The organism is Pseudarthrobacter sp. NPDC059871, assembly GCF_042731175.1.
Lineage (GTDB): Bacteria > Actinomycetota > Actinomycetes > Actinomycetales > Micrococcaceae > Arthrobacter.
On record NZ_JBHWJV010000001.1, the window covers coordinates 196082 to 222594 of the forward strand.

Consider the following 26513-nt stretch of genomic DNA (forward strand, 5'->3'; position numbering starts at 1 on the left):
GTCTCCTGGCGGAGAATCTTTAGCAATGCCATTGACATGCCGAGCGGGTCTGGACCCTGCCTCCAGAAGTGTCACCTGCTCCTCCTCCATCACGCGTGCGACGATTCCCAGCTGTGATTCGGGGCTGCCGGGCCAATGGATGGGCCGCCTTGGGGAATTCCTGCAGGCACCCGGGTTCGGCGCGACGCGGGATGACGATGGCTGGTCACACTTTGGCGCCGGTAAACCCCTGCTGCCGCCACGCCTCATAGACGGCGATCGAGGCGGCGTTGGCCAGGTTGAGGGAGCGCAGTGCGGGCAGCATGGGCAGCCGGACCGTGGCCGTGACGTGCGGGTCGGTCTTTACCTCGGCGGGCAGGCCGTCGGATTCGCGGCCAAACATCAGCACGTCACCGGGTTGGTAGGCGATGTCCGTGTAGCTGGCTGTGCCATCGGAGGTGAAGGCGTAGACGCGTTCCGGCTGCAGGTGGCGCCACGCGTCCTCAAGAGTGGCATGCACGGTGACGACAGCGAGGTCATGGTAGTCCAGGCCTGCCCGCCGGAGCTTCGCATCAGAAAAGTCGAAGCCCAACGGCTCCACGAGGTGCAGTTCCGCACCGGTGATGGCTGCGAGCCGGATGGCATTGCCCGTATTGCCGGGAATCTCGGGTTCGTGAAAGAGGATGCGGAACACCATCCCATCCTAGCTACCGCAGTCAGTGCATTCCGCGCAGGAGGCGGGCAAGGACCGGAACATTCACGGTGTTGGGGGCCGGGCCGGAGGACAGGAACTCCTTGAGCCCCCGGGTCAGCCCCGCAGCGTTCACGATCCTGACAGTTTCAAGTTCTCCCGCTGATCGCCGGTGCTGGTCAATCACCGGTTCGTGCAGGTTTCCGCCTGGGCTGTGGACCACCGTCCAGCCCGTCACGTTCAGCTCCGGGAAGATATCCTGCATGGCGCGCACTACCTGCCCGAGTTGCGGTGGTGCGATGGCACGCCCTCCGTGGTTCAGCGTCCGGCCGTCCCACGCGTAGGCGCCCTTGGGAAGCAGCATGGAACCCACCAGCGCCAGCCGGTAGCCGGAGAGGACCGCGTGATCGATATGGCTGTTGTCCGCAGGGGACAGGAGGCCGTTGATCAGCCTGGCGGCCGGGATGGCCGGCAGCACCTGCCGGGTGAGGAGCTGTACCGTGCGCATTTCGCGCTGGATCCTGGCTTCGGCGCCGAAGATGCCCCGTTTACGCGGCATGCCGTGGACCTGCTGGCTTGCCTGGGCAAGGGGAATCAGCGGAACCATGCCGCCGTCGTCGTAGGGCGGCACATAAACGGGCGGGTCGCCGGCGGTGTTGCGCGTCCCGGGCTGGCGGTGGACAGTAGCGGAGGCCCGGCTGCCGGCAGGCGGAGCGTCAAAATGAGGACCACTGTCCGCTGAGCCGTTCTGGAAGGAGCCTGCCGCATAGGAACGGTCGTACGCCCTGCGGCGCTGCGGATCGATGAGGGTTTCATACGCTGCTGTCACCTGTCGGAAAATCGCGGCATCGCCGCCCTGGTCCGGATGGGCAGAGCGGGCAGCGCGGCGGTACGCCAGCTTGATTTCCTTGTCGGTGGCAGTGACGGCCACCTTGAGGACCTGGTAGTGGGAACTGTTGCCCTCAGTCAAACACTCATCCTTTTCTCCGTCGGCCGGTCCGCGGGAATCCGGCCTGCCCAGTCTAGCCAGCGACTTTCCTTGTGGGACGGCCGCGGACCCTGTTCTCTCAACGTCTGTCCGTGTGGCTCCGGTTCCCGGCGCCCTGGAGTTTAGACTCGTGGGGGCACGGCCGGGGCGGCCGTCCGGGAACTGACTGGGGTGGAGATGGAGATACCGACGGCGGACAGGGCTGCGCGCGTAAGGCCTCGGCGGGTGCCGCTGCAGGCGCTCGCGGCCGGAGCCGCAGTGGTGGGTACCTTGCTGGCGGGGTGCAGCGTGGATGTCCGCGATCCGTCCGTTCCTGAACCGGTGCAGACTCCGTCGGCGCTGGCCACCCCCAGTATCACTCCAGGCCATGACGCTGAAGCCGTGGCTGCGCAGAACCTTCCCTTCAGCGCCGGCGCCATCCTGGCGCGCGGTGTTCCGGTGGGGCTGGCGGACGGCCTGAAGGAGGCCCCTGGGTGGAAGCAGGTCAAGGACAACGTCGCCGGTGAAAGCCAATATCTGAAGGCGGACGGCTGCCTGGTGGCGGCGAAGGTCAGGGGCAACCAGGCGGCGTTGGCCAAGGGCGACGACCGCGAATCCACAGTGGCGCTCTTCAAATACTTGGATCCCACCATCCTGCCGGAATACCTCAAGACGGAGAAGTTGCGGTGGGGCGGCGATCCTGACGCGCCCGCCCGTACCGTCGAGGTACTGGCGCTGGAGCCCGCCGTTCCGCAGGGCGGCCGGGCCACGGCAATCCTGGCCCGGCTGTTTGCTACTGCAGGTTCTTCGGTCTACGTCAGTGTGTCCTGCCCTGATACCGCATCCTTGGGGTCGGCACGTGGCGACGTCGTAAAGTTCCTGCCGGTCCTGCCACCGTCCAACTAAGCGGTCCGCGGCGCTGCCTGCTCCTGCCGGGACGCTCCGTTCCGCTGGGCGCTGCTGCTCCATTGCGCCAGGCGGTTGAGGGCCAGTGCACCCACCAGCAGGCCGAAATCGCGAAGGGCAACGTCGAAGAAGCTTCCCAGGACGAGGAGGTTGATGATGATGCCGGCCAGCCATGCGGCCACGAGCAGGGATCCGAAGCGGGGGCGCACTGCGACGGCGATGCCCGCCACCACCTCCACGACACCCACCACGTACATGAAGGCCTGGGGTTGGAGCGGCACCACGGCGGTGGCCTGCGGGGCGAGGTAGATGGTCCAGTCCGTAAGCACGTTCGTGAACTTGTCCAGGCCGAACAGGATGGGCGCAACGGTGAACACCGTGTGCAGGAGCACGAAGGCCTGCCGCGCCGGATCAACGGCCGTCAGGTGATGGGTGCGGGTGGTTGATGAAGTTTTCATGGCAACTCCTTCTAAAAGTAGATTTCACTATTTTAGAAATATCGGGGTCTATAATCAAGAGATCTTGACTATGGAAGTGGTGGATTATGGGCAGGCTTCCCTGGGTGCGCCGCGTGGCAGCCCTCGCCTCGCTGGCAGACGACAAGCGGCTCCGGATCTTTGAACTCGTCGCAGCCGCCCAGCACGCGCTGGGACGCGATGAGGTGGCCGGCGCGGCCGGCGTACCGAGGAGCACAGCCTCGTTCCACCTGGACCGGCTGGTCCAGGACGGCCTCCTGTCCGTTGAATTCCACAAGCCGCCCGAGCGCACCGGGCCGGGATCGGGCCGCCCGGCCAAGATGTACCGGCCCGCTGCCCGGGAAGTTTCGGCCTCGGTTCCCGAGCGGAACTATGACCTTGCCGGAGAAGTCCTTGCTGCGGCCATTGAGCGGGCGCAAACCACGGGGGAGGCCGTGGGCGATGCGCTTCGGGAGGTTGCCTTTACGGTGGGCCACGACCAGGCCGGCGGCGCCGCCTCGCTGGAGGACTTCCTGACGTCCACCGGATACCGGCCCGTTCCGGACGGGCGCGGCGGCTATACGTTGCCGAACTGCCCGTTCCACCGGCTGTCCCAGGAGTACCGGGACGTAGTCTGCGTCATGAACGGAGCCTTCCTGCGCGGCGCCGCGCTGGCCTGCGGAGGCAGCGGGGACGATGTGGCGGCCGCCGCCGTCCCGGGAGGATGTTGCGCCAGGATCACTGCAGATACAGCTGCGGGTACACAGCAGCCCGGGGCGGTCACGCCCCGGGGATAGAATTGCAGCGTGTCCGCCTACCTCGACCACGCCGCCACCACCCCACTTTCCGCCGAAGCGCTGGCCGCTTTAACGCGCGAGTTGGCCCGTACCGGAAACCCGTCGTCACTGCACGGCTCAGGGCGGCGGGCGCGCCGCACTGTCGAGGACGCCAGGGAATTGGTGGCCGCTGCCGCCGGCGCCCACCCCTCCGAAGTCATCTTCACTTCCGGCGGCACGGAGGCCGACAACCTCGCCGTCAAAGGCCTGTTCTGGTCCCGGGTGGCAGAGGATCCTGCGCGGCGGAGAATCCTCTGCTCCGCCGTCGAACACCACGCAGTACTGGACACAGTGGAATGGCTGGAGCGGCACGAACACGCCGCCGTGACGTGGCTGCCTGTAGACAGCCACGGCGTAGTGGACCTGGACGTCCTCCGCGCCGAACTTGCCCGGGACCCCGGATCCATCGCCCTGGTGACCGTGATGTGGGCCAATAACGAAGTGGGGACCATCCAGCCCGTTTCGCGGATTGTCGAGATGGCCCACGCAGCGGGCGTTCCTGTCCATTCGGACGCCGTCCAGGCCTTCGGCTCGGTAGAGGTGGACTTCAAGGGCTCGGGACTGGACGCCATGTCCGTGTCCGGCCACAAAATCGGCGGGCCGGTGGGCGTGGGTGCGCTGCTCCTGGGCCGGGCAGTCAAACTGACCCCGGTACAGCACGGAGGCGGCCAGGAGCGCGATGTCCGCTCGGGAACCCTGGACACCGCGTCGATCGCCGCTTTTGCCGCTGCTGCCCAGGGGGCCACCACTGCCCTGGCCGCGGAGTCCAGCCGGATCGCCGCCCTTCGGGACCGGCTGATCGACGGCGTCCGCGAGCGGGTGCCGGAAGCGGTCCTTCGGGGTGCGCCCGGCGACGGCAGGCTCCCCGGCAATGCCCACTTCACCTTCCCGGGCTGTGAAGGCGATTCGCTGTTGTTCCTGCTGGATCTCGCCGGGGTGGAGTCCTCAACCGGTTCGGCGTGCACCGCCGGGGTGCCACGCCCCTCGCACGTCCTCCTGGCCATGGGGCTGGATGAGGAAACCGCACGTGGTGCGCAGCGCTTCACCCTCGGCCACGCGTCCACGGAAGCGGACGTGGAGGCCTTGCTGGCGGCGCTTCCGGATGCCTGCGCCCGTGCACGGCAGGCGGGGATGGCCGGCCATGAATCCTCCATCCAGACGGCCGCAACGGTGGCCCGCCGTAACATCCGCTGACCGGGTGCCGTTACCGGCCGCGGGCGCGCAAGGGCGGCGATTTGCGGCCGGCCGTAGAATAGATAGGCGAGGATCGTTTTCCGGCACGTGCCGGCGGTCCGCCCCGGGCCACGAGCCGAATACCTCCACCAGAAAGCCAGCATGCGAGTTTTAGCAGCCATGAGCGGCGGCGTTGATTCCGCCGTTGCAGCCGCCCGCGCCGTCGAGGCGGGCCACGACGTCGTCGGCGTCCACCTGGCGCTGTCCCGGATGCCCGGTACGCTGCGGACGGGCAGCCGGGGTTGCTGCACCATTGAAGACTCGCGGGACGCCTGGCGTGCTTGCGACGTACTCGGCATTCCCTACTACGTGTGGGATTTCTCGGAGCGCTTCAAAGAAGATGTGGTCCAGGACTTCATCGACGAATACGCTGCGGGCCGCACCCCCAACCCCTGCATGCGATGCAACGAGCGGATCAAGTTCGCAGCGCTTCTCGAAAAGGCCATCGCCCTGGGCTTTGACGCCGTCTGCACCGGCCACTACGCCAAGGTCATCGAAGACTCCCACGGGAACCGCGAGCTTCACCGGGCCGCGGACTGGGCCAAGGACCAGAGTTATGTGCTGGGCGTCCTGACCCACGAGCAGCTCAAGCACTCGATGTTTCCCCTTGCGGACACGCCCTCCAAGGCCGAGGTCCGTGCGGAAGCTGAGCGCCGGGGGTTGTCGGTTGCCAACAAGCCTGACAGCCACGACATCTGCTTCATCCCCGACGGCGACACCGCCGGTTGGCTCGCCGAAAAGATCGACATGGCCACTGGGGACATCGTGGACGAAACCGGCGCAAAGGTTGGCGAGCACCCCGGCGCCAATGCCTTCACGGTAGGGCAGCGCCGCGGCCTGAAGCTTGGACGCCCGGCCGCTGACGGCAAACCCCGTTTCGTGCTGGAGATCCGGCCCAAGGAAAACAAAGTGGTGGTCGGTCCTGAGGCGCTGCTGGCCATTGATGAGATCCAGGGCATCAAAGTATCCTGGGCCGGACTGCCCATCGGTGAAGTGGAAACCGGCGCGGAATTCGATTGCTACGCGCAGGTCCGGGCCCACGGGGACCCCGTGCCGGCGCGTGCGCGGATGGCAGCGGATCCCGACGCCGCGGACGCACCGGCTCGGCTTGTGGTCACGCTGACTGACCCGCTGCGAGGCGTGGCTCCCGGGCAGACGGTTGTCCTGTACCAGGGCAGCCGGGTGCTCGGCCAGGCCACCATCGACGCCGCCCGCTCGCTTCAGCGAGCAGTGCTCTAGGGCATTTTCCCAGGCCGGGCAGTCACCTGCCTCACGACGCCGCCCGGCGCAGTATGGGCGGCGCCTTTTGCCCTGCCGCCCCCTGACCGGCAGGCCGGAGGACAACATCTGTTGCCCAAGGTAAATTTTGTGTCTCAACTCACAGGATTGGCGCTCCCGGGTGCTTACTCTCTGATTGAATCTACCCATCAGCACTGCGCGCCGCTGCCCGGGCTCATGCGCCTTTTCGTGGCCGGCGCGCAGGTACTCATCGGACAGAAAGTTCAGAGATGACCAAGAGCAACAAAGCACTGCACGGCGCCATCGCGCTGGCAGGCATCTCCGCACTCGCACTGACGGCCTGCACGGGCCCGTCGGGCGGCGGCGGTACCTCCACGAACGGCAGCGGAGGCAACACGATTACCCTCGGAACGACTGACAAAGTGGTCACGCTCGACCCCGCGGGTTCCTACGACGCCGGTTCCTTCCTGGTGATGAACCAGATCTACCCCTTCCTGCTGAACGCCAAGCCCGGAAGTGCCGACGCCTCGCCGGACATCGCTGAATCAGCGTCCTTCACCGCCCCCACCGAGTACACGGTCAAGCTGAAATCCGGACTGAAATTCGCCAACGGGCATGCGCTCACTTCGTCCGACGTGAAGTTCTCCATTGACCGCGTGGTGAAGATCGCGGACCCCAACGGCCCGGCGTCGCTGCTGAGCAACCTGGAATCCGTTGAGGCGACTGACGACACCACAGTCGTGTTCAAGCTCAAGGCCGCAAACGACCAGGTCTTCCCGGGTGTCCTGGCATCAAACTCGGGACCCATCATCGACGAGGAAGTCTTCCCGGCGGACAAGGTCATGGGCGACGACGACATCGTCAAGGCCAAGCCCTTCGCCGGTCCCTACAGCATCGACAGCTACAAGAAGAACGAGCTCATCAGCCTCAGCGTGAACCCTGACTACCAGGGACTGCTTGGCAAGCCCGCCAACGACGGCGCCAACATCAAGTACTACGCCGACGCCAACAACCTCAAGCTCGATATCCAGCAGGGCAATATAGATGTTGCCGGCCGGTCGCTGACCGCCACGGACGTCGCCGACCTGGAGAAAGATTCCAAGGTGAAGGTCCACAAGGGCCCCGGCGGCGAGCTGCGGTACATCGTCTTCAACTTCGACACCATGCCGTACGGCGCAAAGACCCCCGAGGCCGACCCCGCAAAGGCCCTGGCCGTCCGCCAGGCCATGGCCAACATCGTGGACCGCGACGCCATCGCCACCCAGGTCTACAAGGGCACGTACCTGCCTGCCTACTCCGTGGTCCCGGAAGGATTCCTCGGCGCAAAGCAGCCGCTGAAGGACCTCTACGGAGATGGCGGCAAGCCGAGCCTGGACAAGGCCAAGAAAGTTTTCGCCGACGCCGGAATTACTGGCCCGGTCACCATCAAGCTCCAGTACAACCCGGACCACTACGGCAGCTCCTCGGGCGACGAATACGCCATGATCAAGGAACAGCTTGAAAAGTCCGGCCTGTTCACCGTGAACCTGCAGTCCACCGAGTGGGTCACCTACTCCAAGGACCGTACCGCCGACGCCTACCCGGTCTACCAGCTGGGCTGGTTCCCCGATTACTCCGATCCGGACAACTACCTCACCCCGTTCTTCGTTCCGGGTAACTTCCTGAAGAACCACTACGAGAACGCCGACGTTGCGGCCTTGATCCAGAAGCAGCTGACCACTGTAGACAAGGACGAGCGCGTCAAGATCCTTGGCGAAACCCAGGACGCCGTTGCCAAGGACCTCTCCACCCTGCCCTTGCTCCAGGGGGCCCAGGTCCTGGTGGCCGGTGCCGACGTCAAGGGCGTGGAGACCACCCTGGACGCTTCGTTCAAGACCCGCCTGGGTGTTATCTCCAAGTAGTCCGGCCAATTCTGCCCACGGCGGGCAATGGGGCGGGATGCACCAGCATCCCGCCCCGTTGGCCGCCTCCAGCCACCTGTGGGGGAGCAATGGCGCGGGCTTTAGCTTTTAGGTAATCCGATGACCACATTGATTGAAGCGCCGCCGGAAGATTCCGACGGCCTGTTGCCGGCCAGGAAGAAGTCGTCCGGCGGGGGACTTGGCCAGTACATCCTGATCCGTTTCCTCCTGATTTTCCCCACTATTTTCATCCTGGTCACCATGGTGTTCTTCCTCATGCGGATCACAGGCGACCCGATCACCGCCGCGATGGGCGGAAGGCTGCCACCCGACCAGCTGCAGCAGCGGATCACCGCAGCCGGGTACGACCGGCCGCTCTTGGTGCAGTACTTCGAATACCTGGGACAGCTGGTGACCGGCAACTTCGGCACCACGTTGTCCGACAACCGCAAAGTCACCGAAATGCTCAGCACGTACGGGTCCGCCACCCTGGAACTGAGCGTCAACGCCCTGATCGTGGCGCTCCTCGTCGGCATTCCGCTGGGCATGCTGGCGGCACAGCGCAGGGACCATCTTCCGGACGCCGTCCTGCGCATCTTCGCCATCCTCTGTTACGCCACGCCCGTGTTCTTCGCCGGACTGCTGCTGAAGCTGACGTTCTCCGTCTGGCTTGGCTGGCTGCCGGTGGCCGGGCGGGCGAAGACATCCACCGAACTGGCACTGACGTCGCTCCAGGCTCCCACGGGAATTTACTGGCTCGACGCATTGCGCAGCGGGAACATGGCCGCCCTGGGCGACGTCATGGCCCACGCTGTGCTTCCGGCCATCGCCCTGGGCCTGCTGACGGCAGGGATCTTCCTCCGCCTGGTGCGCACCAACGTCATCGGCACGCTCGGCAAGGACTATGTCGAGGCGGGCCGTTCACGCGGGGTCAGCGAGTTCAGGCTGGTGACCAAACACGCGTACAAACCGGCGCTGATTCCGATCATCACCGTGATGGGATTGCAGATCGCCGTGATGCTCGGTGGTGCAGTCCTGACGGAGAAGACCTTCGAATGGAAGGGGCTGGGCTTCCAGCTGGCAACGTATCTCACGGCCCGTGACTACGTGGCCGTCCAGGGCATTGTGGTGCTCCTGGCAGTCATCGTCGCCACCACCAACTTCATCGTGGACGTCGTCGCCGCGCTGATCGACCCGCGGGTGAGGTACTGACCATGTCCACAACTGAAGCACCAGCACCCGTGGCCAACCCGCGGGCATCCTTCTTCCTTCGGCTCCCGGTGGTGTCGCATGTCCGCCAAAGCGTAGGACTGCAGCGCGGGATGCTCATCATGGGCCTTGTCCTGACAGCAGTCTTTCTCCTGACCGCATTGCTTGCCCCCTTCATGGCCCCGTACGGGTTCGCCCAACTCTCTGACGGCGACGGAAACTTTCCCGCCCAGCAGCCGCCCGGCGGCAAACACCCGCTGGGTACCACCGTGGGCGGCTACGACGTCCTCTCCCGCGTGATGTGGGGAACCCAAACGGCACTGCTGGTCATCATCATCGCCGTGGTGCTGTCCATCTTCGCCGGCGTCATCCTTGGCCTCGTCAGCGGCTACATCGGCGGCTGGCTTGACCGGATCCTGGTGGTGGTGGCGGACGCCATCTATGCCTTCCCGTCCCTTCTGCTGGCGATCGTCATGGCCATCGTGATCAGCGGGGGACAGTCCAGCCTCTTCGGTGGTGTCATGGCAGCGGCCATATCCATCACCGTGGTGTTCATCCCGCAGTACTTCAGGGTCATCAGGGCCGAGACCATCCGGCTCAAAGCCGAACCGTTCGTTGAGTCCGCCAAGGTGGTGGGTGCTTCAAACCTGCGCATCATCACCCGCCACATTTACCGGAACGCCACGCGGACACTGCCATTAATCTTCACACTCAATGCGTCCGAGGCGATCCTCACCCTCGCCGCACTGGGTTTCCTGGGCTTCGGCATCGAACCCAGCTCGGCCTCCGAATGGGGCTTCGACCTGAGCAAAGCCCTTGCCGACACCACGTCCGGTATCTGGTGGACGGGAGTCTTCCCGGGCCTGGCCATTGTGTGGGTGGTCCTGGGACTGACCCTGGTGGGTGAAAGCATCAACGACCTCAACGATCCCCGCCTCCGCGGCCGCAAGCGGGCGAACCGCAAGGCCCCGGCCGCCACGGCTGCCCTGGGACCTGACACAGAATCGAGCAACCCGTGACCGAAAACCTGGACACGCCATCGGGCAACGGAGGCCCGGGAACAAAGACCGTCCTTGGCATCGACCATCTGGAGGTCACCTTCGCCACCGACTCCGGCGACGTTCATGCCGTCAAGGATGTGAGCCTGGAGCTCAAAGCCGGTGAAGTCCTGGCCATCGTGGGGGAGTCAGGCTCGGGCAAGACCGTCACCGCCAAAACCATCCTGGGCCTGCTACCTGAAACGGCCACCAGTTCCGGTGCCGTCCTCATCAACGGCACCAACATCATCAGCCTCAGCCCTGCCCGCCTGCGCCAGATCCGCGGGCGGGACGTGGCAATGGTGTTCCAGGAACCGTCCACGGCGCTGAATCCGGTCTTTACTGTCGGCTGGCAGATCGCCGAGGGTATCCGCGCCCACTCCGGACAGGGCGGCAGCAAGAGGGTCTCAGCAAAGGAAGCCAAGGAACGGGCCATCGATGCCCTGCGCAAGGTGGGTATCCCGGACCCTGAACACCGGGTGAACTACTACCCCCACCAGTTCTCCGGCGGGCAGAAGCAGCGGGTGGTCATCGCAGCAGCCCTCGCACTGAACCCCGGACTGATCGTGGCTGATGAACCCACCACAGCCCTCGACGTCACCGTCCAGGCGGAAATCCTGGAACTGCTCCGCGACCTGCGCGGCCAGTACGGCACCTCGATCGTCCTGATCACCCACAACATGGGCGTGGTGGCAGATCTGGCCGACAGGGTGGTGGTGATGTACCGGGGCGACATCGTGGAAGAGGCGCCGGCGCGGAAGCTGTTCGCCGAGCCCAAGCAGGAGTACACCCGGCAGCTCCTGGCCGCCGTGCCGCACCTGGGCCGGAACTCGGCGTCGGAAGGGCTGACCGAACGGCGCCACCAGGACGAGGAGGTGCTGGTCGAGGCGAAAAACCTCACCATCGAATATCCGGGAAGGCTGGGAACCCCGGCCTTCAAGGCAGTGGACGGCGTCAGTTTCAGCCTGTCCAGGGGCGAGGTTTTCGGGCTGGTGGGGGAGTCCGGCTCCGGCAAGACCACCATTGGACGGGCCATCGCCGGCCTGAACCGGACTACCGGCGGCAGCCTCAAGGTCCTGGGCTACGAAATGCTGGACCTGCGGGAAAGGACCTTCAAGCCACTCCGCAAGGACATCGGCTTCGTCTTCCAGGACCCGGCCGCTTCCTTCAACCCGCAACTGACCATCGGGGAATGCATCGCCGAGCCTATGGTGATCCACACCCGGCCCAGTGAAGCGCAGGCGCGCAAACGCGTCGGCGAGCTGCTCGAATCAGTCCAGCTCCCGGCGTCGTATGCGGGACGGTACCCGCATGAACTCTCCGGCGGGCAGCGGCAGCGGGCATCCCTGGCGCGTGCACTGAGCCTGAACCCGCGGCTGCTCATTGCCGACGAGCCGACGTCGGCCCTCGACGTCTCGGTCCAGGCGAAGGTCCTGGAGCTGTTCCGGGACATCCAGGAGGAGTTCGGCTTCGGTTGCCTGTTCATCAGCCACGACCTCGCGGTGGTGGACATCCTGTCCACGTGGGTGGGCGTGCTGTACAAGGGAAAGCTGGTGGAACAGGGGATCGGCAGCCAGGTCATGGGAAGCCCGCAACACGACTACACCCGCCGCCTGATCGCATCGCTACCCGTTCCCGATCCCGACGAGCAGGCCCGGCGTCGGGAGGAAAGCCGGGCACTGCTGGGCCTCTAGGCACGGGGTTCGGCCACTGTGTGGAGCGCCGGTGCGGCAAACGCTGCACCGGCGCTTCACAGCCGGTTCAATACGCTGCCTGCCCATAGACTGGATGCATGACGCAGCACAACCTCCATTCTTCCGATTCCGACGATTTTGACCCCGCCGCCAGTTCGCTGGCCGGGCAGGTCGACCAATCGGTGATGGCTGAACTGCTGTCAATCCGCTCCAGCATCGACAACATCGATGCGACGCTGGTGTACCTGCTGGCCGAGCGGTTTAAGGCAACGCAGAAAGTCGGATTCCTCAAAGCCAACCACCGCCTGCCTGCGGGCGATCCCGGAAGGGAAGCGGCGCAGATCGCACGGCTGCGGAGGCTCGCGGAGGACGCGCACCTGGATCCTGCGTTCGCCGAGAAGTTCCTCAACTTCATCATTGGCGAAGTGATCCGGCACCACGAAGCCATTGCCGAGGACCACCAGGCGGCGACCGGCCGGCAGGCGCAGGCGCCGACGCGCGCGTGACCGCCCAACACCCGGGGGTTTCCGCTCCGGCACCGGAACAGCTCCTGCCCACGGAAGTGACCGCCACGGCACTCGGGCAGTGGCCTGGTGAAGACCCCTATGAAGCAATGCGGATCATCCGCGGCGAACTCGGCAGCCCGCACCTGCCGTTCCTCCCGGAGCTCCCGGCCCGCGGCGTCGGCTCCGACGCTTTGGGGCGCACCGCGTCCCTCCTTGAAGAGCTGGCCGTCGATGTGCAGCCCTTCGGCTGGCGCCTGGTGGACCGGCCGGGCAAGGATTACCGCCGCGCGGCCTCGGCGTTGTCCACGGACATCAACATCCTGGCCGATGTCGCAGGCGCAGAAGACAGTCCTGCCCCGGAAATCAAGATTCAACTGGTCGGCCCGATGAGCCTGGCCGCGGGCCTGCACCTGCACAACGGTGAGCGTGCCTTGATCGACTACGGTGCCCGGCGGGACCTCGCAGCGTCGCTGGCTGCCGGCGTGGGTACCTACCTCGGCAGGGTGGCGGCCGCCGTGCCCGGAGCCCGGCTGGTTGTCCAGCTTGACGAACCGGACATCGCTGCGGTCCTGGCCGGCACCATCCCCACGGCCAGTGGCTACCGTACGCTCCGTGCGGTGGCGGGTTCCGAAGCCCGGGAGTCGTGGCGCCTCGTCCTTGATGCATTACGCGATGCCGGCGCCGTGGAAACTGTTATTGCGGTACCTGAGGTGGAGGCGCCGTTCGAACAGATCCTCGCGGCCGGTGCCGACGGTATTGCCGTGCCGCTCAAGGCGCTGACCACCCGCCAGTGGGAACAGCTGGCTGGCGCCGCTGAAGCGGGAAAGCGGCTCTGGATCGGTGCGCTGGACGTGGCCGGCACTGCCAGGACGAAGACCGCTGACTGCGTTGACGCTGTTTGGCGCCCGTGGCGGCAGCTCGGGCTTCCTGCCGCAGCCATCGGCAGCGTCCGGATCACCCCCTCGTCCGGGCTCGCCGCGGTCACCCCGTCCCGGGCACAGGAACTCCTGGGCCAGCTGACCAAGGTGGCCGACGGGCTGAACCAGCAGGCGCTCGGCTAGGGCGGCCCGCGTCGGGTCGCTCAGGTTCGGTTTTCCCACCGGTCAGGCTGTGCGTACCGCGGCAGGAAACTCTGGGCGGAGCTGCCCCCGGTGTAGGGCCGCAGCCGGTAATCGAAGCTGCCGGCGTACACCAGCACCAGGCCGATCTGCGGCTGGATGACCTTGACCTGGATGCGGTGCCTGCCGGCGGGGCCTTCTGCCGGGTCCCACCATTGCTCGGCGTAGGCCTTGGCGTCCAGCGCGGACGGCAGGGGAATGCGCAGCGGCCCGAGGAAGAGGCGGGAGGCCTCGGATACGCCGCGCAACCTGCCCTCCGGGGTCACACTGAGGTTCAGGTCGGTGACCATCCGCCGGTACCGTCCAACGTAATCCACCAAGGGGGTTCCGCGGCGCGGCCCCTTCCCCTCGCCGTGCTCCTGCCCGTTGCCCTGTTGGTTGACGCTGGTGGTGTCCTGGAACATCCGGGTGCGACCCGTAAAGCGAATTTCCCGCCGTGCCGTCAGGCTGGAACGGCCGAAGGGATCGAGGTGAGCGTGGTTCTCGATCCGGAACGGGACATTCTCGCCGTACTCCGGAAAGAACGCCTCTTCGCTGCTGGTAAGCCGCATGAGTGGGCGCAGCCAGGACTGGCGGCAGCCCACGACGTCGAACGTTCCTTCACCCACGCCGTACTGCCCCGAGCCGGGAACCAGGGAAAAATAGTCCTGGAGTTCCGGCTGAAGCCGGCTGAACTGCGCGCCCAGGGCCTGCTGATAGATCGGTGCGTTCATGGGGACCTCCTGCTGGATTGCGGCGCTGGATTCACAATCTACCGGCAGCCTTGAGCCGGATGTACATGTCGGCCAGCCCGGGTGGCAGCTGGTGCGGTTCGGCATCCACCACTTCCACGCCAAAACGGCGGAGTTCAGCGCTGACGGCGGCACGCTGGAGGAGGGCACGTTCGGCGGCTGCTGCCCTGAAGACTCCTGCAGCATCGCTGCGTTCGGCCAACATGGCGCCCAGTTGGGGGTCACGCACCGCGGCCACCACCACCTCGTGCTGTGCGGCCAGTTGCGCCGCCGCGGGAATGAGGCCTTCCTCCGGTGCGCCGCCGTCGAGGCTGGTCAGCAGCACCACCAGGGAGCGGTGGGCAGTTACCGCACGTACCTGGGCAGGAACGGCTGCCCAGTCCATCTCGATGAGTTCCGGTTCCAGCGGTGCCATGGCCTGGACAAGCCGTCCCAACAGGTTGCCCTTGCCCGCGGTGCCTGCCCGGGCGCGTGCCCTGCGGTCGAAAGCGATGAAGTCCACCCGGTCTCCGCCGCGCTCGGCGAGGACGCCAAGCAACAGGGCAGCTTCCAGGCCGCTGTCCAGCCGCGTCTCGTCGTCGATCCTTGCCGCCGCGGTGCGGGAGGTGTCCAGCACCATCACCACGCGGCGGTCCCGTTCGGGACGCCAGGTCCGCACCACCACGGCGGAGCGCCGCGCCGTTGCCCGCCAGTCGATGGACCGGACGTCGTCGCCCCGGACGTAGTCGCGCAGGGAGTCGAACTCGGTGCCGGCGCCTCGGATCTGGACCGCCGCCTTGCCGTCGAGCTCGCGGAGCTTCTGCAGCTTCGAGGGCAGGTGCCGCCGCGAAGTGAACGGCGGAAGCACCCGGATCGACCCCGCGGCAGTGACGGTCCGCTGGCGGGCGGCAAGCCTCATGGGGCCGAAGGAACGGAAGGTTACATGCGGCGACTTCAGGTCGCCGCGCCGGACGGGCCGGAGCACGACGGCGGCACGCCGGCTTTCGCCCGCGGGCACGTCCACCAGCTGGATCGGGTCGGCCGCTCCGGCCGAAGGCTGCCAGGCGTCACGGAAACTGCCGCGCACGCGGCGCCGTCCGTTGTTTTGGATGGTGAGCGCGGCGTGCACCTGCGCGTTAAGGGCAACGTTGACGGGCCCGCCGCGGACCACCTGCAGCAAGCGGGCCGATCCGGCCAGGGCAAGGTCGGCGCCCGCAACGGCGGCAAGCGCAGCGGCTACGGCGAAGAACGAGCCCCAGCCCGGCAGCAGCAGGACCGGTACCAGCCCCAGCAGTACCAGGAGGACGAAACGCCCGGAAATGGCCATCAGCGCGGGACGGGGACCGACGCCAGGATGCTGCCCAGCACGTCATCCACCTGCACCCCGTCCATCTGTGCTTCCGGCTGCAGGGCCACCCGGTGACGCAGGCAGGGGAGGGCGAGCGCTTTGACGTCGTCCGGCGTGACGAACGTCCGCCCGGACAGCCATGCCCAGGCCCGGGAGGTGTTCAGCAGTGCTGTCGCCCCGCGTGGCGATACACCCAGCAGGAAGGACGGGGCAGTCCGGGTAGCCCGCACGATGTCAACGATGTAGCCGATGATTTCGGGGGCAACGTCCACGGTGGCCACTGCGTGCCTGGCCCGTTCCAGGTCATGGGCATCCGCTACGGGACGCACACCCGCCGCTGCCAGGTCCCGGGGGTCGAAACCTGCCGCGTGGCGCCTGATGACTTCCATCTCGTCGCCGCGCTCCGGCAAGGGCATGGTGAGCTTGAGCAGGAACCGGTCCAGCTGCGCCTCCGGCAGGGGATAGGTTCCCTCGTACTCCACCGGGTTCTGCGTGGCGGCAACCAGGAAGGGCGACGGCAAGGGGCGGGGCTCCCCGTCCACCGAGACCTGGCGTTCTTCCATGGCTTCCAGCAGCGAGGCCTGCGTCTTGGGCGGTGTCCTGTTGATTTCGTCGGCCAGCAGCAGGTTGGTGAAGACCGGCCCCTCCCGGAACGTGAATTCGGACGTGTGGGAATCGTAGACCAGCGACCCTGTCACATCACCGGGCATGAGGTCCGGGGTGAACTGGACCCGCTTGGTCTCCAGGTCCAGTGCCGCGGACAATGCCCGCACCAGCAGGGTCTTGGCGACGCCGGGCACCCCCTCCAGGAGGACATGGCCTTGAGACAGCAGGGCTATCAGCAGGCCGGTGACTGTAGCGTCCTGTCCCACCACGGCTTTGGCCACTTCATGCCGGACATCCAGGAGCGCCTGCCGGGCGGAGTCGTGCTCCATCGAGTCAAGGACCCGCTGGCCGCTGCCATGTTCACTCATTGTTTTCTGACCTCTTTCTCCAGGGTTTGCAGTTCCCGGGCCCAGGCCACCAGGCGGGCCTCGCTGTGGGGATGTTCATTGACAAGGCCGCTGACCGTGGATGCCGCCGTACCCAAATGCCGAGCGGCGGCATCAATGATGGCCTCAGCGGTGGCTCCCGGGCCAAGCCGAAGGGCTGCGGCGAGGCGGGACAGCGTGCCCGCGCGCAGGTTGTCCCTGGCTTGGTCCAGGGCCCGGTAGTCGTGGTAGAGCCGGGCGCGGCCCTCGGCAGTCTCCACCGCCTTGACCACCACGGGGAGGGGCTCGAAGACCAGCGGCCCGTGCCTCCGGCCGCGCCATGCGATGGCGGTGAGAGCGACGACCACCAGCCACGGGCCAACGAACCGCACCCAGTCCGGGGCCAGTTCGTCGAGGGTGCGCGGCGATCCGGTGAGATCCATGTCCTCCAGGGACGGCAGGTACCACACGAGGTCTGGCGAGGCGCCCAGCAGCCGCAGCCCGAGGGCGGCATTTCCCAGCTCGTCCAGCCGTTCGTTTCCCAGGACTGCTGTGCTGCCGAGGACCACCAACCGGCCGTCAGCGCCGGCCGCAAGCACCCCGGCGGCCGAGCCGGGCGGGCGGAAACAGGTGGTCCCGCCGTCGTACACGAATCCTGACCCGCCGCTGACCTGGCCTGCGGCCCGCGCATCCGGAAGGGAGCAGCCTGGTTCCAGCGCGGGCGTGCCGTCCGGCACAACGCCTGCCTGCCGGATGCCACTGTCCAGGGCGCGGAGCGTCTCAAGGCGTGGCGAGACCACCACCACCCGGGCACTTGAGTCCGCGAGGTCACGGAGGCGCTGCCCGTCCAGGGCTCCGTTCCGGTCGAAAAGCAGGAGGGTGGGGGATGAACTGCCGTCCAGGGCAGCCATTGCAGCGTCGTAGTTCCGGACGTCGTGGACCTGCACCCCGTGGTCGCCAAGGATTTGGGCGACGGCACGGGCGCCGTCAGGGCCGGCGTTGCTCACGGACAGGGGGACGACGTCTCCCTTGGGCGCCAGCTGGGCCCAGATCACGAGGCCAAGCCCGACCGCGACCAGCGCGCCGAATGCGGCCAGTCCCCGGTCGCGGCGCAGCCGGGACCGGAAGGACGGACGGATAGTCCCCGGGCCCGCGTCCCGTGCAGCCTCCGTCGCGTGTCCGGTCATGGCAGAACCGCCGGCTGGTGCCGGTCCAGGGGCTGTTCGGGTTTGGCCGCCGCCAGGGCGTCATCGAGCAGGACCATGTCCTGGTACTCCGCGCTGCCGGCAGGCCTGTTGCCGTAGCGGACCGCGTCGAAGGCCGCAGCCGCCTGGGCCAGCCGCTGCGCCTCAGCCCTGAACGGCACGGAGAGTTCTCGTGCGGTCTCATCCGCGGTCCGTCCCGGCTGCGGATCGATGACGGCCCTGTCCTCGGCCGAGCGCACCAGGGCACGGAAACGGTCGACGACGGCGTCACCCCACTTTCCGCCGGCCGCGGCCTCAGCGGCGCGCCGGCGGTAGTCCGTGGGAGTGAGGGTGCTGTCAGCACCGAAGACATCCTTCGGCTTCCGGGCAGCCGGGTTGAGCCGTGGGCGGGCCAGGACAATGGCCACGGCCAGGACCAGGACGATAACGATGCCTATGACAGGGGTGGGAACCGACCCGTCGGGCCCCGAGGGGCCGTCCAGGGAACCCAGCCAATCGAGGAAGCCCCGCCACACGGTCTCCAGCCAGGACGGCTCGGCTTCCCGGTACTCAGGCTTTGCCAGCTCCTCCGCGGCCCACCTGCGTGCCTGGTCCGCGTCGGGAAGCACCGGGGGTTCAGCGGACATCCGGCCATGCACTTCCGGACGGCCCCTGGGAACCGTGGCCCGGTGCGGAGAATGCCGCACCCCGGCCAGGAACGCCGTCGGGATCAGCGCCCGTCTCGAGCAGGCGGAGGAGTGTGATGTCCAGGCCGTCCTTCCGCATGCGGAGGTCCATATACAGCAAGGCCATCACCGACGTCTGGAATGCATAACCCAGTGCACCCACCAGGGCGCCGAGGACAGCGGTGGCGATCCCTATAGCCACTGCCATCCCCGCGTCCTGTCCGGATCCGCCGTGGGGTGAGACCACGGTGCCGAGGAAACTGGTCAGCAGGCTGACCGGGATCATCACCACCTGGCTGATCACGCCCACCAAAAGACTCACCACCAGGGTCATTCCGAAGATCCGCCACCAGTTGGCGCGGGTCAGCTGCCAGGACCGGCGCAGGGCGGCGAGCGGACCAACTTCCTCGATGACCACCGCGGCCGGGGCCACCATGACCTTGATGGCGATCCAGGCAAATACTGCAATGAAGGCAGGGACAAGGGGAATCAGGAACAGGGCGCCCGCTGCCCGGTCGGTCCCGGCGATGAGCGCGAAAGCCACGCCACCGAATATCAGGAAAGCAAGCAGCATGGCTGCCACCAACAGTGCAGCGAGGCCAATCAGCGCGCCGGCCCTGGACTTGGCGAGCGCCCACATCTGGCGGAACCCTGTGGGCCTGTTGAGGATTGAGCGTGCGACCGGCACCACCATGGCACCCTGCAGCACCGCAGAAATAACGAGCGTCAGGATACTGACCACCAGGATGGCGCCGGCGAAGCCGAAGCCCATGCCGGCCAGGTCCGCGGGGCTGGCGCCCTCCACCCAGGCCTCGATGGAGCCGGCAGATGTGGCGGACACTGCCGTAACGACGGCGGCGAGTATCGCCGAGAGCGATTGCGCCAGCAGGGCGGCACCGAGCATGGCTTTCGGGTTGCGGCGGATGGCCTGGAAGGATCCGTCAAGGATTTCGCCGAACATCAGCGGCCGCAGCGGAACGATGCCGGGTTTCGGCGGGGCAACATAGCGTGGCTGTCCGTAGGGGCTCCCAAACTGGTTGCCGTAGTGGTTCCCCGAGCCGGGTCCATACGGCGTTCCGTACGGCTGCTGCGGATAGGCTGCGCCAGGGTAAACCGGCGGAGAACCGTTCCACGGTGCCTGCTGGCCGTACGTCGGCTGGCCGGGATCCGGCTGGGCCTGGCCATAGGGGCCCGGCTGTTGGGACCATGGCCCGGGGGGACCCCACGACGGCGTGCCACCCCATATCCCGTTGCCTTCGCCGGCAGTTTCCCGGTTCGGAGCCACCCATCCGTCATCGTCCCGGCTCCGCTGGTGACCGCCGCGGCCGTCCTGGCTTTGGCCGTGCCACGGTTCCCGGGAACCGTCGGAGGGCTGCTCTGCTCCGGCCGGTTCCTCCCGGCCTGAATCCTGTCCTGACACGCTCTTCCTTCCCCCATTCCGGCCGCACCGTTGTCCCGCGGCCGGGCCTTGGCAGCCGTACGCCGCCGGGAAGGTCCGGCACGGTCCCAGCCTATAGTTCCGGCGTCGGACGTCCTAGCGTTCCGCCATGCCGAAGCCGCTCAACAGGACAAAGCCCCCCTGATAAGGGAATATATAACTATGAAGGCACGCATTCTGGTGGTTGATGATGATGAAGCGCTGGCCGAAATGATTGGAATTGTTCTTCGCAATGACGGCTTTGAACCCGTCTTCTGCGCGGACGGCGCCCAGGCGCTTGACATCTTCCGGTCATCGCGGCCGGACCTGGTCCTGCTGGACCTTATGCTCCCCGGGGTGGATGGCATAGAGGTATGCCGGCAGGTCCGCGCTGAGTCGGACGTGCCCATCGTCATGCTCACGGCCAAGGCGGACACGTCCGACGTCGTCCGTGGCCTTGAATCCGGGGCCGATGATTACGTGCCAAAACCGTTCAAGCCCGCCGAACTTGTGGCGCGGGTGCGGGCCAGGCTCCGCCCGGGAGACCAGAAGGCACCGGAAACCCTCCGGATCGCGGACATCACCATTGACGTTGCCGGGCACACGGTAAGCCGCGGAAGCGAGCGGATCTCGCTGACGCCGCTGGAATTCGACCTCCTGGTGGCCCTTGCCCGCAAGCCGTGGCAGGTATTCACCCGTGAACTGCTGCTTGAACAGGTGTGGGGGTACCGCCACGCGGCTGACACCCGCCTGGTCAACGTCCATGTCCAGCGCCTGCGGTCCAAGATCGAGCAGGACCCGGAAGCTCCGGAAGTTGTATTGACGGTGCGTGGTGTCGGCTACAAAGCAGGGGCCTGACCCCGCCTCCTCCGACGGGGAACGCCGGACCGGCGTCCCCGCCCAGGCGACCCCCGGAGAAGCGGCGGATTCGGAACGGCGTACCGTGGCTCAGCCACACCAGGAACTGCAGCCACACCAGGAACTGCAGCATCAAACAGTGCAGCACCACCAGGTGCCGGAGCACACCGATGCCATCAGCCCCGGATTCAGGCAGTTCGCCTTCCGCGTGCGGATCTGGCAGCGGCGTGCTGTCATTGTCAGCCTCAGGGTGGCCCGGCTGGTCAAAACCGGTATCCTCCGTTTCCTGCCGGCCCTGCGCTACGTCGGACGCGCCCTGCAGAAGCGTTGGCGCCGTTCCCTGCAATTCAGGACTGTCCTCACCACGCTTCTCCTGGCCGTCACGTCCTTCGCCGTAGTTGGCGCCTACCTGTCGAACCAGATCGCGAACAACCTTTTCCAGGAACGGCTGACACAAGCTGAATCGGAAACCCGGTACAACGTCAAGCAGGTCCAGGAGACGTTCGACGGCGCCCAGGTCACCGACCAGTCAAGCGTCATCACGCTGGTCTACGACACCCTGAACGCGGTGGAAGGCCGTGGCTCCGTGATCCAGCGCCGCTACGTCTTCGAAGCCATGCCGGAGCAGACCAAGCCACGGAACCGCTGGGTGGAGTCCCGGGCCTCGGACCAGCTGACAGTCAGTGTCATCCCACCTGAGCTCCGCAAGGCGGTCCAGGAATCCGGTAAAGACCAGTACTGGGCGTCCACCGTGATCCCCGTGGGCACCGAGGACCGGCCGGGCATCGCCGTCGGTAACAAGGTGACCTTCAACGGCACGGTTTATGAGTTGTACCTGATTTATGACCTCAACACAGCGCAGCAGACGCTGGACGAGATCCAAAGCGTCCTTTGGGCCGGCGGCGCAGTGCTGGTGCTCCTGATCGGTGCCGTGGCCTGGTACGTCACGCGCAACGTGGTCAGCCCGGTCAGCCACGCGGCGATGGTCTCGGAGAAGCTGGCCGCCGGGCAATTGCAGGAACGGATGGTGGTCCGCGGCGAGGACGAGGTGGCCCGGCTGGGCGCCTCGTTCAACCACATGGCTGCCAGCCTGCAGGAGCAAATCACCCAGCTCGCCACACTCTCGCAGATGCAGCAGCGATTTGTGTCCGACGTGTCCCACGAACTGCGCACGCCCTTGACCACTGTCAGGATGGCGGCCGAGGTGCTGTATGACGCCCGTGACGATTTCGACCCCATCAACAAGCGGTCTGCCGAGTTGCTCTACAACCAGGTGGAGCGGTTCCAGTCGTTGCTCTCGGACCTGTTGGAAATCTCGCGCTTCGACGCCGGTGTGGCCGTGCTGGACGCCGAACCGGAAGACATCCTCCAAGTTATCGCCCACGTCATCGAAGGCGCGTCGCCCGTAGCCGCGGAATACGGCTCAGAGATCGTGCTGAGTGCACCGGCCGGCGCCATCGTTGTGGACATGGACGCGCGCCGGATCGACAGGATCCTGCGGAACCTGATCCTGAACGCCGTCGAACACGGCGAGGGCAGGCCGGTGACCGTCACTGTGGCAGCCAGCGAAACCGCCGTCGGCATCGCCGTCCGTGACCATGGCATCGGGATGGAACCTGCCGAGGCGGCCCGGGTCTTCGACCGATTCTGGCGCGCGGACCCTGCCCGCGCCCGGACCACCGGCGGTAGCGGCCTGGGGCTGTCCATTGCCGCGGAGGACACCAAGCTCCACAACGGCTGGCTGCAGGCCTGGGGAAGGAAAGGAAGTGGGGCAAACTTCCGGCTTACCCTGCCGCTGCGCCAAGGCGAAGAGATCGGCACCTCTCCGGTCCAACTCGAACCCGAAGACAACATCACCACAGGCGAACCGGGCAGCGTTCCCCGGGAACCCGACACCAGGAACATCCTGGTCCTGGAAACCGGTGCGGCGCGGTTGGCGCCGGTGCCGACGACGAAGGAGAACCCATGACCGGCCGCGGCCGTCCGGCACAGCTCGGTGCTTTCCTGCTGGCCCTGCTGGTTGTGCTGCTGGCAGGCTGCGCCCGGATCCCTGTCTCGGGACCGGTCGGCAAGAGCAGCGAAGGCAGCGCCGGTAACCTGAACGCGCCGGTCTTCCTCCCGGCTGCACCCCAGCCGGGCGCATCGCCGGAAACCATCATTGACTACTTCTACCGCGCGGGCAGCGGCTACGAGGACGACTACGCCGTGGCCCGCCAGTACCTCACACAGGCCTCGTCCGTGTCTTGGAAGCCGGACCAGCGTGCCCTCGTATACCGGGACGCGCGCGTGGTGGCCACAGGTACCGAAAACGTCTACAACTATGAATTGGATGTGGCCTACACCGTCGATGCAGACGGCATCACCACCCAGTCCCCGGAAGGCACCGTGGAACGGATCCCCGTCACGGTTACCCAGGTGGACGGAGAATGGCGTATCTCTGCAATACCGGACGGGACCGCCATCGCCGAGGAAACGTTCAAGGTGATCTACGGTGCCTATCCCATCTACTTCTACGATCCCACGTTCACTTACGCCGTCCCCGACGTCCGCTGGTTCATCAGGAACAAGACGGTCAAGGCCATGACAAGTGCCCTGCTGGCGGGGCCGGCCCCCTACCTTCGGGGCGCGGTGGCCAGCGCCTTCCCGTCGGGCATCAAGCTCGCCCGCGAGTCCGTCCCCGTAGTCTCGGGAGCCGCGCAGGTGGACCTGACAGCTAAGGAACTCACGGAGACATCCCCGGAGGACCGCCTCCGGATGCAGATGCAGCTCACCCTGACGTTCCGCAGCCAGCCCGACGTCGTGAATGTCGAGCTGCGGGCCAACCAGGACCTGGTAAGGGTGGAGGACAACGGCTCAGTCCTCCCGCCGGTCCAGGACAAGAGCGCCGCCTCGCGCCAGATCGCCGTCAGCGGCAATGAACTGGTGCGGTACGAAAACAACAGGATTTCGCCCCTACCGGACATGCAGCCCGTCTCGGCCCTGGACCCGCGGTTCCCCGCGGAATCCCCGGTCTCGCAGACCGCTGCCTTCCTCAATGAGAGCCGAACAACCCTGTACAGCATCAATCCGGGCCAGCCGGCCCGCGCCCTGACGACCCGGAGCACCCTGAGCCGGCCCTCCTTCAGCCTCAACGACTGGGTCTGGTCGGCCGGGCCCGGGGGAAACGGGGCCACTGAAGTGGTGGCCTTCCGCCCCACCGGAGTAGCGGAAGGGGCTTCCGTTCCGTCGGTGACGCTGGCGCCTGCCTGGCTGGCGGGACGGTCCGTCAAGGAATTCCGGGTATCCCGGGAAGGCGTCCGTGCGCTGGTCATTTCCGAACAGAACGGCAAGACCCGGGTCCAGGTCGCAGGGATCATCCGCGGCGGTGACGGTACACCCCGTGAACTGACCCAGCCGACCACCCTAGTGACCGACAGCAACCCGGACCAGGGTGCCTGGGTCAACGACTCTACGGTCGTGGTCATGAAGGGCGCGGCGGCGGCCAACGTGACGCCGGAATTGCTCTCCCTCACCTCGGGCCAGCCCCAGCAGCTCGCTCCCTGGCCGGGCCTGGTGGCGCTCAGCGCAGGAAACGGGCCGGAGGAGATCTACGGGCAATCGTCAGAGGGAATCTTCCAGCGGCTTGGGAACGGATGGTCGCCGCAGATCAAGGGCCCCATCGATCCTTCGTACCCGGGGTAGGGACCGAACCTACTGCGGCCCGTGGGGAACGCGGAGTGGGCTGGGTCCACATAGGCCCTGTTGCTGCTTTCCTTTGCTGCCGGCTGGAGGAATCGTTGAGCCGTGAGCAGCGAATCAACACCCGGAAGTGGCGGGGCAGACCCTGACCTCCTGCCGTCCCAACCTGCGGCAAGGCACAGATCAGAACATCGGAGCGCCCTTCTTCGGTTTAGCGACCAGGTGGGCGGAGCCGCGGCCGACCTTCTGGCTCTGGCGATTCCTGCCGACTGTGTGGGCTGCGGCGCTGAGGACCACCAGCTCTGCCCGCACTGCTCACGGCAGGTACGCCGGCTCACCGCGCAACCGTTCCGTGCCGAAGCTGCCGCACCCGCGCTGACAGATGTGGACGGAAGGATCCTGCTGCCGGTGGTTGCAGCAGGTGTCTACAGGGAAGAACTCGCCCAGGCTTTGCTGTCCTTTAAGCGCCATGGCCAGCACCGGCTCCGGAAGTGCCTGGGCAGGGCGCTCGCAGACACGGTGCGGACGGCAACGGGAGACTGCCGGCCCTTTGTCCTGGTGCCGGTTCCCACCAGTTCAGCCGCCTATCTGGCAAGGGGATTCAGCCCTGTGCACCTGCTTCTTGCCGAGGCAGTCCGGCAGCTTCCCGGCGCCGTTATGCAGGACGTCCTTGCCAAGGCCACGCCCGCAGGTATCCGGCCGGCCGGCGGCCAGAAAGGCCTCGACAGGGGGGACCGGGCGAGGCGCGTCCGGGGCTCCATGACGGTGCGGCGGCGCGCCCGCGGCACGGTGGCCGGGAGACGCTGCATCATCGTCGATGACGTCCTCACCACCGGTTCCACGCTGTCCGAAGCCGCGCGTGCACTGCACCGCGACGGGGCCCGGGTGGCAGGGGCGGTGGTCCTCGCGGCAACGCGTCCGCCGGTCCCGGATGGCCCGGACGGCCCATCCTAAGCCAGCAGCGAAACTACCGCGACTTAGAAAAAAATAAACCGGGAAAGGATGAATAACGGATGACGATGAACTAACGTCGGTGGTGGGTACCAAGACAGAATGTACCTTTCGATGGCGGCTCGGAGAGGGGCTCGACTGTCAGGCAGATCGGCCCAGGGAAGCGCCGCCGTCGTGTCACCGAAGTCATTTGGAGGGCACCATGGAGTTTATGATCAGCGGACGCAATCTGACAGTGTCAGACCGGTTCCGCGAATATGCCGGGGAGAAGATCTCAAAGATTGAGTCGTTGGGGGACAAGGTCCAGCGGGTCGATGCCAAGGTTTCCAAAGAGACCAATGCCCGGCAAACAGGCGACCAGTTGACCGTTGAGGTGACAGTCCTGGGCCGCGGACCGGTGATCCGCGCCGAAGCCAGCGCTGCAGACAAGTTCGCCGCCTTCGATCTTGCGTATAACAAGCTGCTTGAACGCCTGCGCCGGGCCAAGGACCGGAAGAAGGTCCATCACGGACGCCACACGCCCAAGGCTGTGAGGGAAGCAACCGCGTCCCTCGAACCGGCCAGTGCGCACGAGCCCCTTTACATGGAGGCCAGCCACCGGAGCGAGGCCAGCGCGTCATCCGCCGACAGGTCTCCCTACGACGTGGACAACGATATCCCGGCGGGCGATTCCCCCGTCCTGATCCGCCGGAAGGTCTTCCCGGCCGCGTCGCTGACGCTCGACGACGCCGTGGACAACATGGAACTCGTGGGGCACGACTTCTACCTGTTCGTCGACAAGGCCACCAATACGCCGTCCGTCGTGTACCGGCGGCGCGGCTGGACCTATGGTGTGATCACGCTTGACCACGAGTGCGAACCCGGAGACACCGTGGTGGAAGAAAAGATCCTCGCCTACCGTTCGGATGATGCCGCGGCAACCGCTTAGGGTGCTGGCAG

The 26513-nt window shown here is 66.5% G+C and carries 24 protein-coding genes; 15 read left to right on the forward strand and 9 right to left on the reverse strand.

Translation table 11 applies throughout. The features are described 5' to 3' along the window. Positions 1–205: 205 nt before the first annotated feature. On the reverse strand, positions 206–673 hold the full coding sequence (locus ACFV4R_RS00865; RefSeq protein ID WP_377202837.1) for a tRNA (cytidine(34)-2'-O)-methyltransferase: 468 nt from the start codon (positions 671–673) through the stop codon (positions 206–208). A 22-nt stretch (positions 674–695) separates the two neighbouring features. Further along, positions 696–1640, reverse strand: coding sequence for a J domain-containing protein (locus ACFV4R_RS00870; RefSeq protein ID WP_377202757.1), 945 nt, complete (start codon positions 1638–1640; stop codon positions 696–698). A 243-nt stretch (positions 1641–1883) separates the two neighbouring features. Here ACFV4R_RS00870 and ACFV4R_RS00875 point away from each other — a divergent pair, with 243 nt between their 5' ends. After that, positions 1884–2543 (forward strand): hypothetical protein, encoded by a 660-nt coding sequence (locus tag ACFV4R_RS00875; protein WP_377202756.1) that lies wholly within the window; start codon positions 1884–1886, stop codon positions 2541–2543. On the opposite strand, the gene ACFV4R_RS00880 is transcribed toward ACFV4R_RS00875, so the two are convergent. Next, on the reverse strand, positions 2540–3001 hold the full coding sequence (locus tag ACFV4R_RS00880; protein ID WP_377202755.1) for a hypothetical protein: 462 nt from the start codon (positions 2999–3001) through the stop codon (positions 2540–2542). The two genes, ACFV4R_RS00875 and ACFV4R_RS00880, sit on opposite strands and share 4 nt — an antisense overlap. 86 nt (positions 3002–3087) lie before the next feature. On the opposite strand from ACFV4R_RS00880, the gene ACFV4R_RS00885 reads away from it, so the two are divergent. The 9 genes from ACFV4R_RS00885 (at position 3088) to ACFV4R_RS00925 (ending at position 13714) form a co-directional block, all read left to right on the forward strand. Next, the gene (locus ACFV4R_RS00885) at positions 3088–3795 is read left to right on the forward strand and encodes a helix-turn-helix transcriptional regulator (protein ID WP_377202754.1); all 708 of its coding nucleotides are present in this window, start codon (positions 3088–3090) and stop codon (positions 3793–3795) included. Positions 3796–3804: 9 nt separating this feature from the next. Next, positions 3805–5028: a cysteine desulfurase family protein gene (locus ACFV4R_RS00890; protein ID WP_377202753.1), complete on the forward strand. Its 1224-nt coding sequence runs from the start codon at positions 3805–3807 to the stop codon at positions 5026–5028. A 141-nt stretch (positions 5029–5169) separates the two neighbouring features. Then, positions 5170–6306, forward strand: coding sequence for a tRNA 2-thiouridine(34) synthase MnmA (gene mnmA / locus ACFV4R_RS00895; protein ID WP_377202752.1), 1137 nt, complete (start codon positions 5170–5172; stop codon positions 6304–6306). Between the two features lie 269 nt (positions 6307–6575). Continuing rightward, positions 6576–8207: an ABC transporter substrate-binding protein gene (locus tag ACFV4R_RS00900; protein WP_377202751.1), complete on the forward strand. Its 1632-nt coding sequence runs from the start codon at positions 6576–6578 to the stop codon at positions 8205–8207. A gap of 120 nt (positions 8208–8327) precedes the next feature. After that, positions 8328–9419, forward strand: coding sequence for an ABC transporter permease (locus ACFV4R_RS00905; RefSeq protein ID WP_377202750.1), 1092 nt, complete (start codon positions 8328–8330; stop codon positions 9417–9419). A 2-nt stretch (positions 9420–9421) separates the two neighbouring features. After that, positions 9422–10435, forward strand: a complete 1014-nt coding sequence (locus tag ACFV4R_RS00910; RefSeq protein ID WP_377202749.1) for an ABC transporter permease — start codon at positions 9422–9424, stop codon at positions 10433–10435. Continuing rightward, complete coding sequence (locus ACFV4R_RS00915; RefSeq protein WP_377202748.1) at positions 10432–12147, forward strand: ABC transporter ATP-binding protein; 1716 nt, start codon at positions 10432–10434, stop codon at positions 12145–12147. The genes ACFV4R_RS00910 and ACFV4R_RS00915 overlap by 4 nt, the downstream gene beginning before the upstream one ends. Before the next feature lie 98 nt (positions 12148–12245). Continuing rightward, entirely contained in the window at positions 12246–12653 is a 408-nt protein-coding gene (locus ACFV4R_RS00920) for a chorismate mutase (RefSeq protein WP_015937628.1), read from the forward strand. Then, complete coding sequence (locus ACFV4R_RS00925; RefSeq protein ID WP_377202747.1) at positions 12650–13714, forward strand: hypothetical protein; 1065 nt, start codon at positions 12650–12652, stop codon at positions 13712–13714. The genes ACFV4R_RS00920 and ACFV4R_RS00925 overlap by 4 nt, the downstream gene beginning before the upstream one ends. 20 nt (positions 13715–13734) lie before the next feature. On the opposite strand, the gene ACFV4R_RS00930 is transcribed toward ACFV4R_RS00925, so the two are convergent. Genes ACFV4R_RS00930 through ACFV4R_RS00955 form a run of 6 tightly spaced genes read right to left on the reverse strand, consistent with a single transcriptional unit; the run spans position 13735 to position 20090 of the window. Then, a complete protein-coding gene (locus ACFV4R_RS00930; RefSeq protein ID WP_377202746.1) occupies positions 13735–14484 on the reverse strand; it encodes a DUF4166 domain-containing protein in 750 nt (249 codons plus the stop codon). Positions 14485–14515: 31 nt separating this feature from the next. Continuing rightward, positions 14516–15808, reverse strand: a complete 1293-nt coding sequence (locus ACFV4R_RS00935) for a DUF58 domain-containing protein (protein WP_377202745.1) — start codon at positions 15806–15808, stop codon at positions 14516–14518. Continuing rightward, a complete protein-coding gene (locus ACFV4R_RS00940; protein WP_377202744.1) occupies positions 15808–16803 on the reverse strand; it encodes an AAA family ATPase in 996 nt (331 codons plus the stop codon). Before ACFV4R_RS00940 ends, ACFV4R_RS00935 begins: the two co-directional genes overlap by 1 nt. Then, entirely contained in the window at positions 16800–17987 is a 1188-nt protein-coding gene (locus ACFV4R_RS00945) for a DUF4350 domain-containing protein (RefSeq protein ID WP_377202743.1), read from the reverse strand. The genes ACFV4R_RS00940 and ACFV4R_RS00945 overlap by 4 nt, the downstream gene beginning before the upstream one ends. Beyond that, the gene (locus ACFV4R_RS00950; RefSeq protein WP_377202742.1) at positions 17984–18631 is read right to left on the reverse strand and encodes a DUF4129 domain-containing protein; all 648 of its coding nucleotides are present in this window, start codon (positions 18629–18631) and stop codon (positions 17984–17986) included. Before ACFV4R_RS00950 ends, ACFV4R_RS00945 begins: the two co-directional genes overlap by 4 nt. Continuing rightward, the gene (locus ACFV4R_RS00955; RefSeq protein WP_377202741.1) at positions 18621–20090 is read right to left on the reverse strand and encodes a hypothetical protein; all 1470 of its coding nucleotides are present in this window, start codon (positions 20088–20090) and stop codon (positions 18621–18623) included. Before ACFV4R_RS00955 ends, ACFV4R_RS00950 begins: the two co-directional genes overlap by 11 nt. A gap of 180 nt (positions 20091–20270) precedes the next feature. Here ACFV4R_RS00955 and mtrA point away from each other — a divergent pair, with 180 nt between their 5' ends. The 5 genes from mtrA to hpf all read left to right on the forward strand — a co-directional run bounded on the left by mtrA (position 20271) and on the right by hpf (position 26502). Beyond that, positions 20271–20945: an MtrAB system response regulator MtrA gene (mtrA, locus tag ACFV4R_RS00960; RefSeq protein WP_015937620.1), complete on the forward strand. Its 675-nt coding sequence runs from the start codon at positions 20271–20273 to the stop codon at positions 20943–20945. Between the two features lie 208 nt (positions 20946–21153). Then, a complete protein-coding gene (mtrB, locus tag ACFV4R_RS00965; protein WP_377202836.1) occupies positions 21154–22914 on the forward strand; it encodes an MtrAB system histidine kinase MtrB in 1761 nt (586 codons plus the stop codon). After that, positions 22911–24626, forward strand: a complete 1716-nt coding sequence (locus ACFV4R_RS00970; RefSeq protein WP_377202740.1) for an LpqB family beta-propeller domain-containing protein — start codon at positions 22911–22913, stop codon at positions 24624–24626. Before mtrB ends, ACFV4R_RS00970 begins: the two co-directional genes overlap by 4 nt. Before the next feature lie 102 nt (positions 24627–24728). Further along, positions 24729–25577: a ComF family protein gene (locus ACFV4R_RS00975; RefSeq protein ID WP_377202739.1), complete on the forward strand. Its 849-nt coding sequence runs from the start codon at positions 24729–24731 to the stop codon at positions 25575–25577. A gap of 199 nt (positions 25578–25776) precedes the next feature. Continuing rightward, positions 25777–26502: a ribosome hibernation-promoting factor, HPF/YfiA family gene (gene hpf / locus ACFV4R_RS00980; RefSeq protein WP_015937616.1), complete on the forward strand. Its 726-nt coding sequence runs from the start codon at positions 25777–25779 to the stop codon at positions 26500–26502. The last annotated feature ends 11 nt before the right edge of the window (positions 26503–26513 follow it).

What these genes read in the sequence shown, in the direction of transcription:
- ACFV4R_RS00880 (WP_377202755.1), bottom strand. Translation starts at nt 3,001, where the DNA reads ATGAAAACTTCATCAACCACCCGCACCCATCACCTGACGGCCGTTGAT.
- ACFV4R_RS00885 (WP_377202754.1), top strand. Translation starts at nt 3,088, where the DNA reads ATGGGCAGGCTTCCCTGGGTGCGCCGCGTGGCAGCCCTCGCCTCGCTG.
- mnmA (WP_377202752.1), top strand. Translation starts at nt 5,170, where the DNA reads ATGCGAGTTTTAGCAGCCATGAGCGGCGGCGTTGATTCCGCCGTTGCA.
- ACFV4R_RS00900 (WP_377202751.1), top strand. Translation starts at nt 6,576, where the DNA reads ATGACCAAGAGCAACAAAGCACTGCACGGCGCCATCGCGCTGGCAGGC.
- ACFV4R_RS00905 (WP_377202750.1), top strand. Translation starts at nt 8,328, where the DNA reads ATGACCACATTGATTGAAGCGCCGCCGGAAGATTCCGACGGCCTGTTG.
- ACFV4R_RS00910 (WP_377202749.1), top strand. Translation starts at nt 9,422, where the DNA reads ATGTCCACAACTGAAGCACCAGCACCCGTGGCCAACCCGCGGGCATCC.
- ACFV4R_RS00920 (WP_015937628.1), top strand. Translation starts at nt 12,246, where the DNA reads ATGACGCAGCACAACCTCCATTCTTCCGATTCCGACGATTTTGACCCC.
- ACFV4R_RS00930 (WP_377202746.1), bottom strand. Translation starts at nt 14,484, where the DNA reads ATGAACGCACCGATCTATCAGCAGGCCCTGGGCGCGCAGTTCAGCCGG.
- ACFV4R_RS00935 (WP_377202745.1), bottom strand. Translation starts at nt 15,808, where the DNA reads ATGGCCATTTCCGGGCGTTTCGTCCTCCTGGTACTGCTGGGGCTGGTA.
- ACFV4R_RS00940 (WP_377202744.1), bottom strand. Translation starts at nt 16,803, where the DNA reads ATGAGTGAACATGGCAGCGGCCAGCGGGTCCTTGACTCGATGGAGCAC.
- ACFV4R_RS00945 (WP_377202743.1), bottom strand. Translation starts at nt 17,987, where the DNA reads ATGACCGGACACGCGACGGAGGCTGCACGGGACGCGGGCCCGGGGACT.
- ACFV4R_RS00950 (WP_377202742.1), bottom strand. Translation starts at nt 18,631, where the DNA reads ATGTCCGCTGAACCCCCGGTGCTTCCCGACGCGGACCAGGCACGCAGG.
- mtrA (WP_015937620.1), top strand. Translation starts at nt 20,271, where the DNA reads ATGAAGGCACGCATTCTGGTGGTTGATGATGATGAAGCGCTGGCCGAA.
- ACFV4R_RS00970 (WP_377202740.1), top strand. Translation starts at nt 22,911, where the DNA reads ATGACCGGCCGCGGCCGTCCGGCACAGCTCGGTGCTTTCCTGCTGGCC.
- hpf (WP_015937616.1), top strand. Translation starts at nt 25,777, where the DNA reads ATGGAGTTTATGATCAGCGGACGCAATCTGACAGTGTCAGACCGGTTC.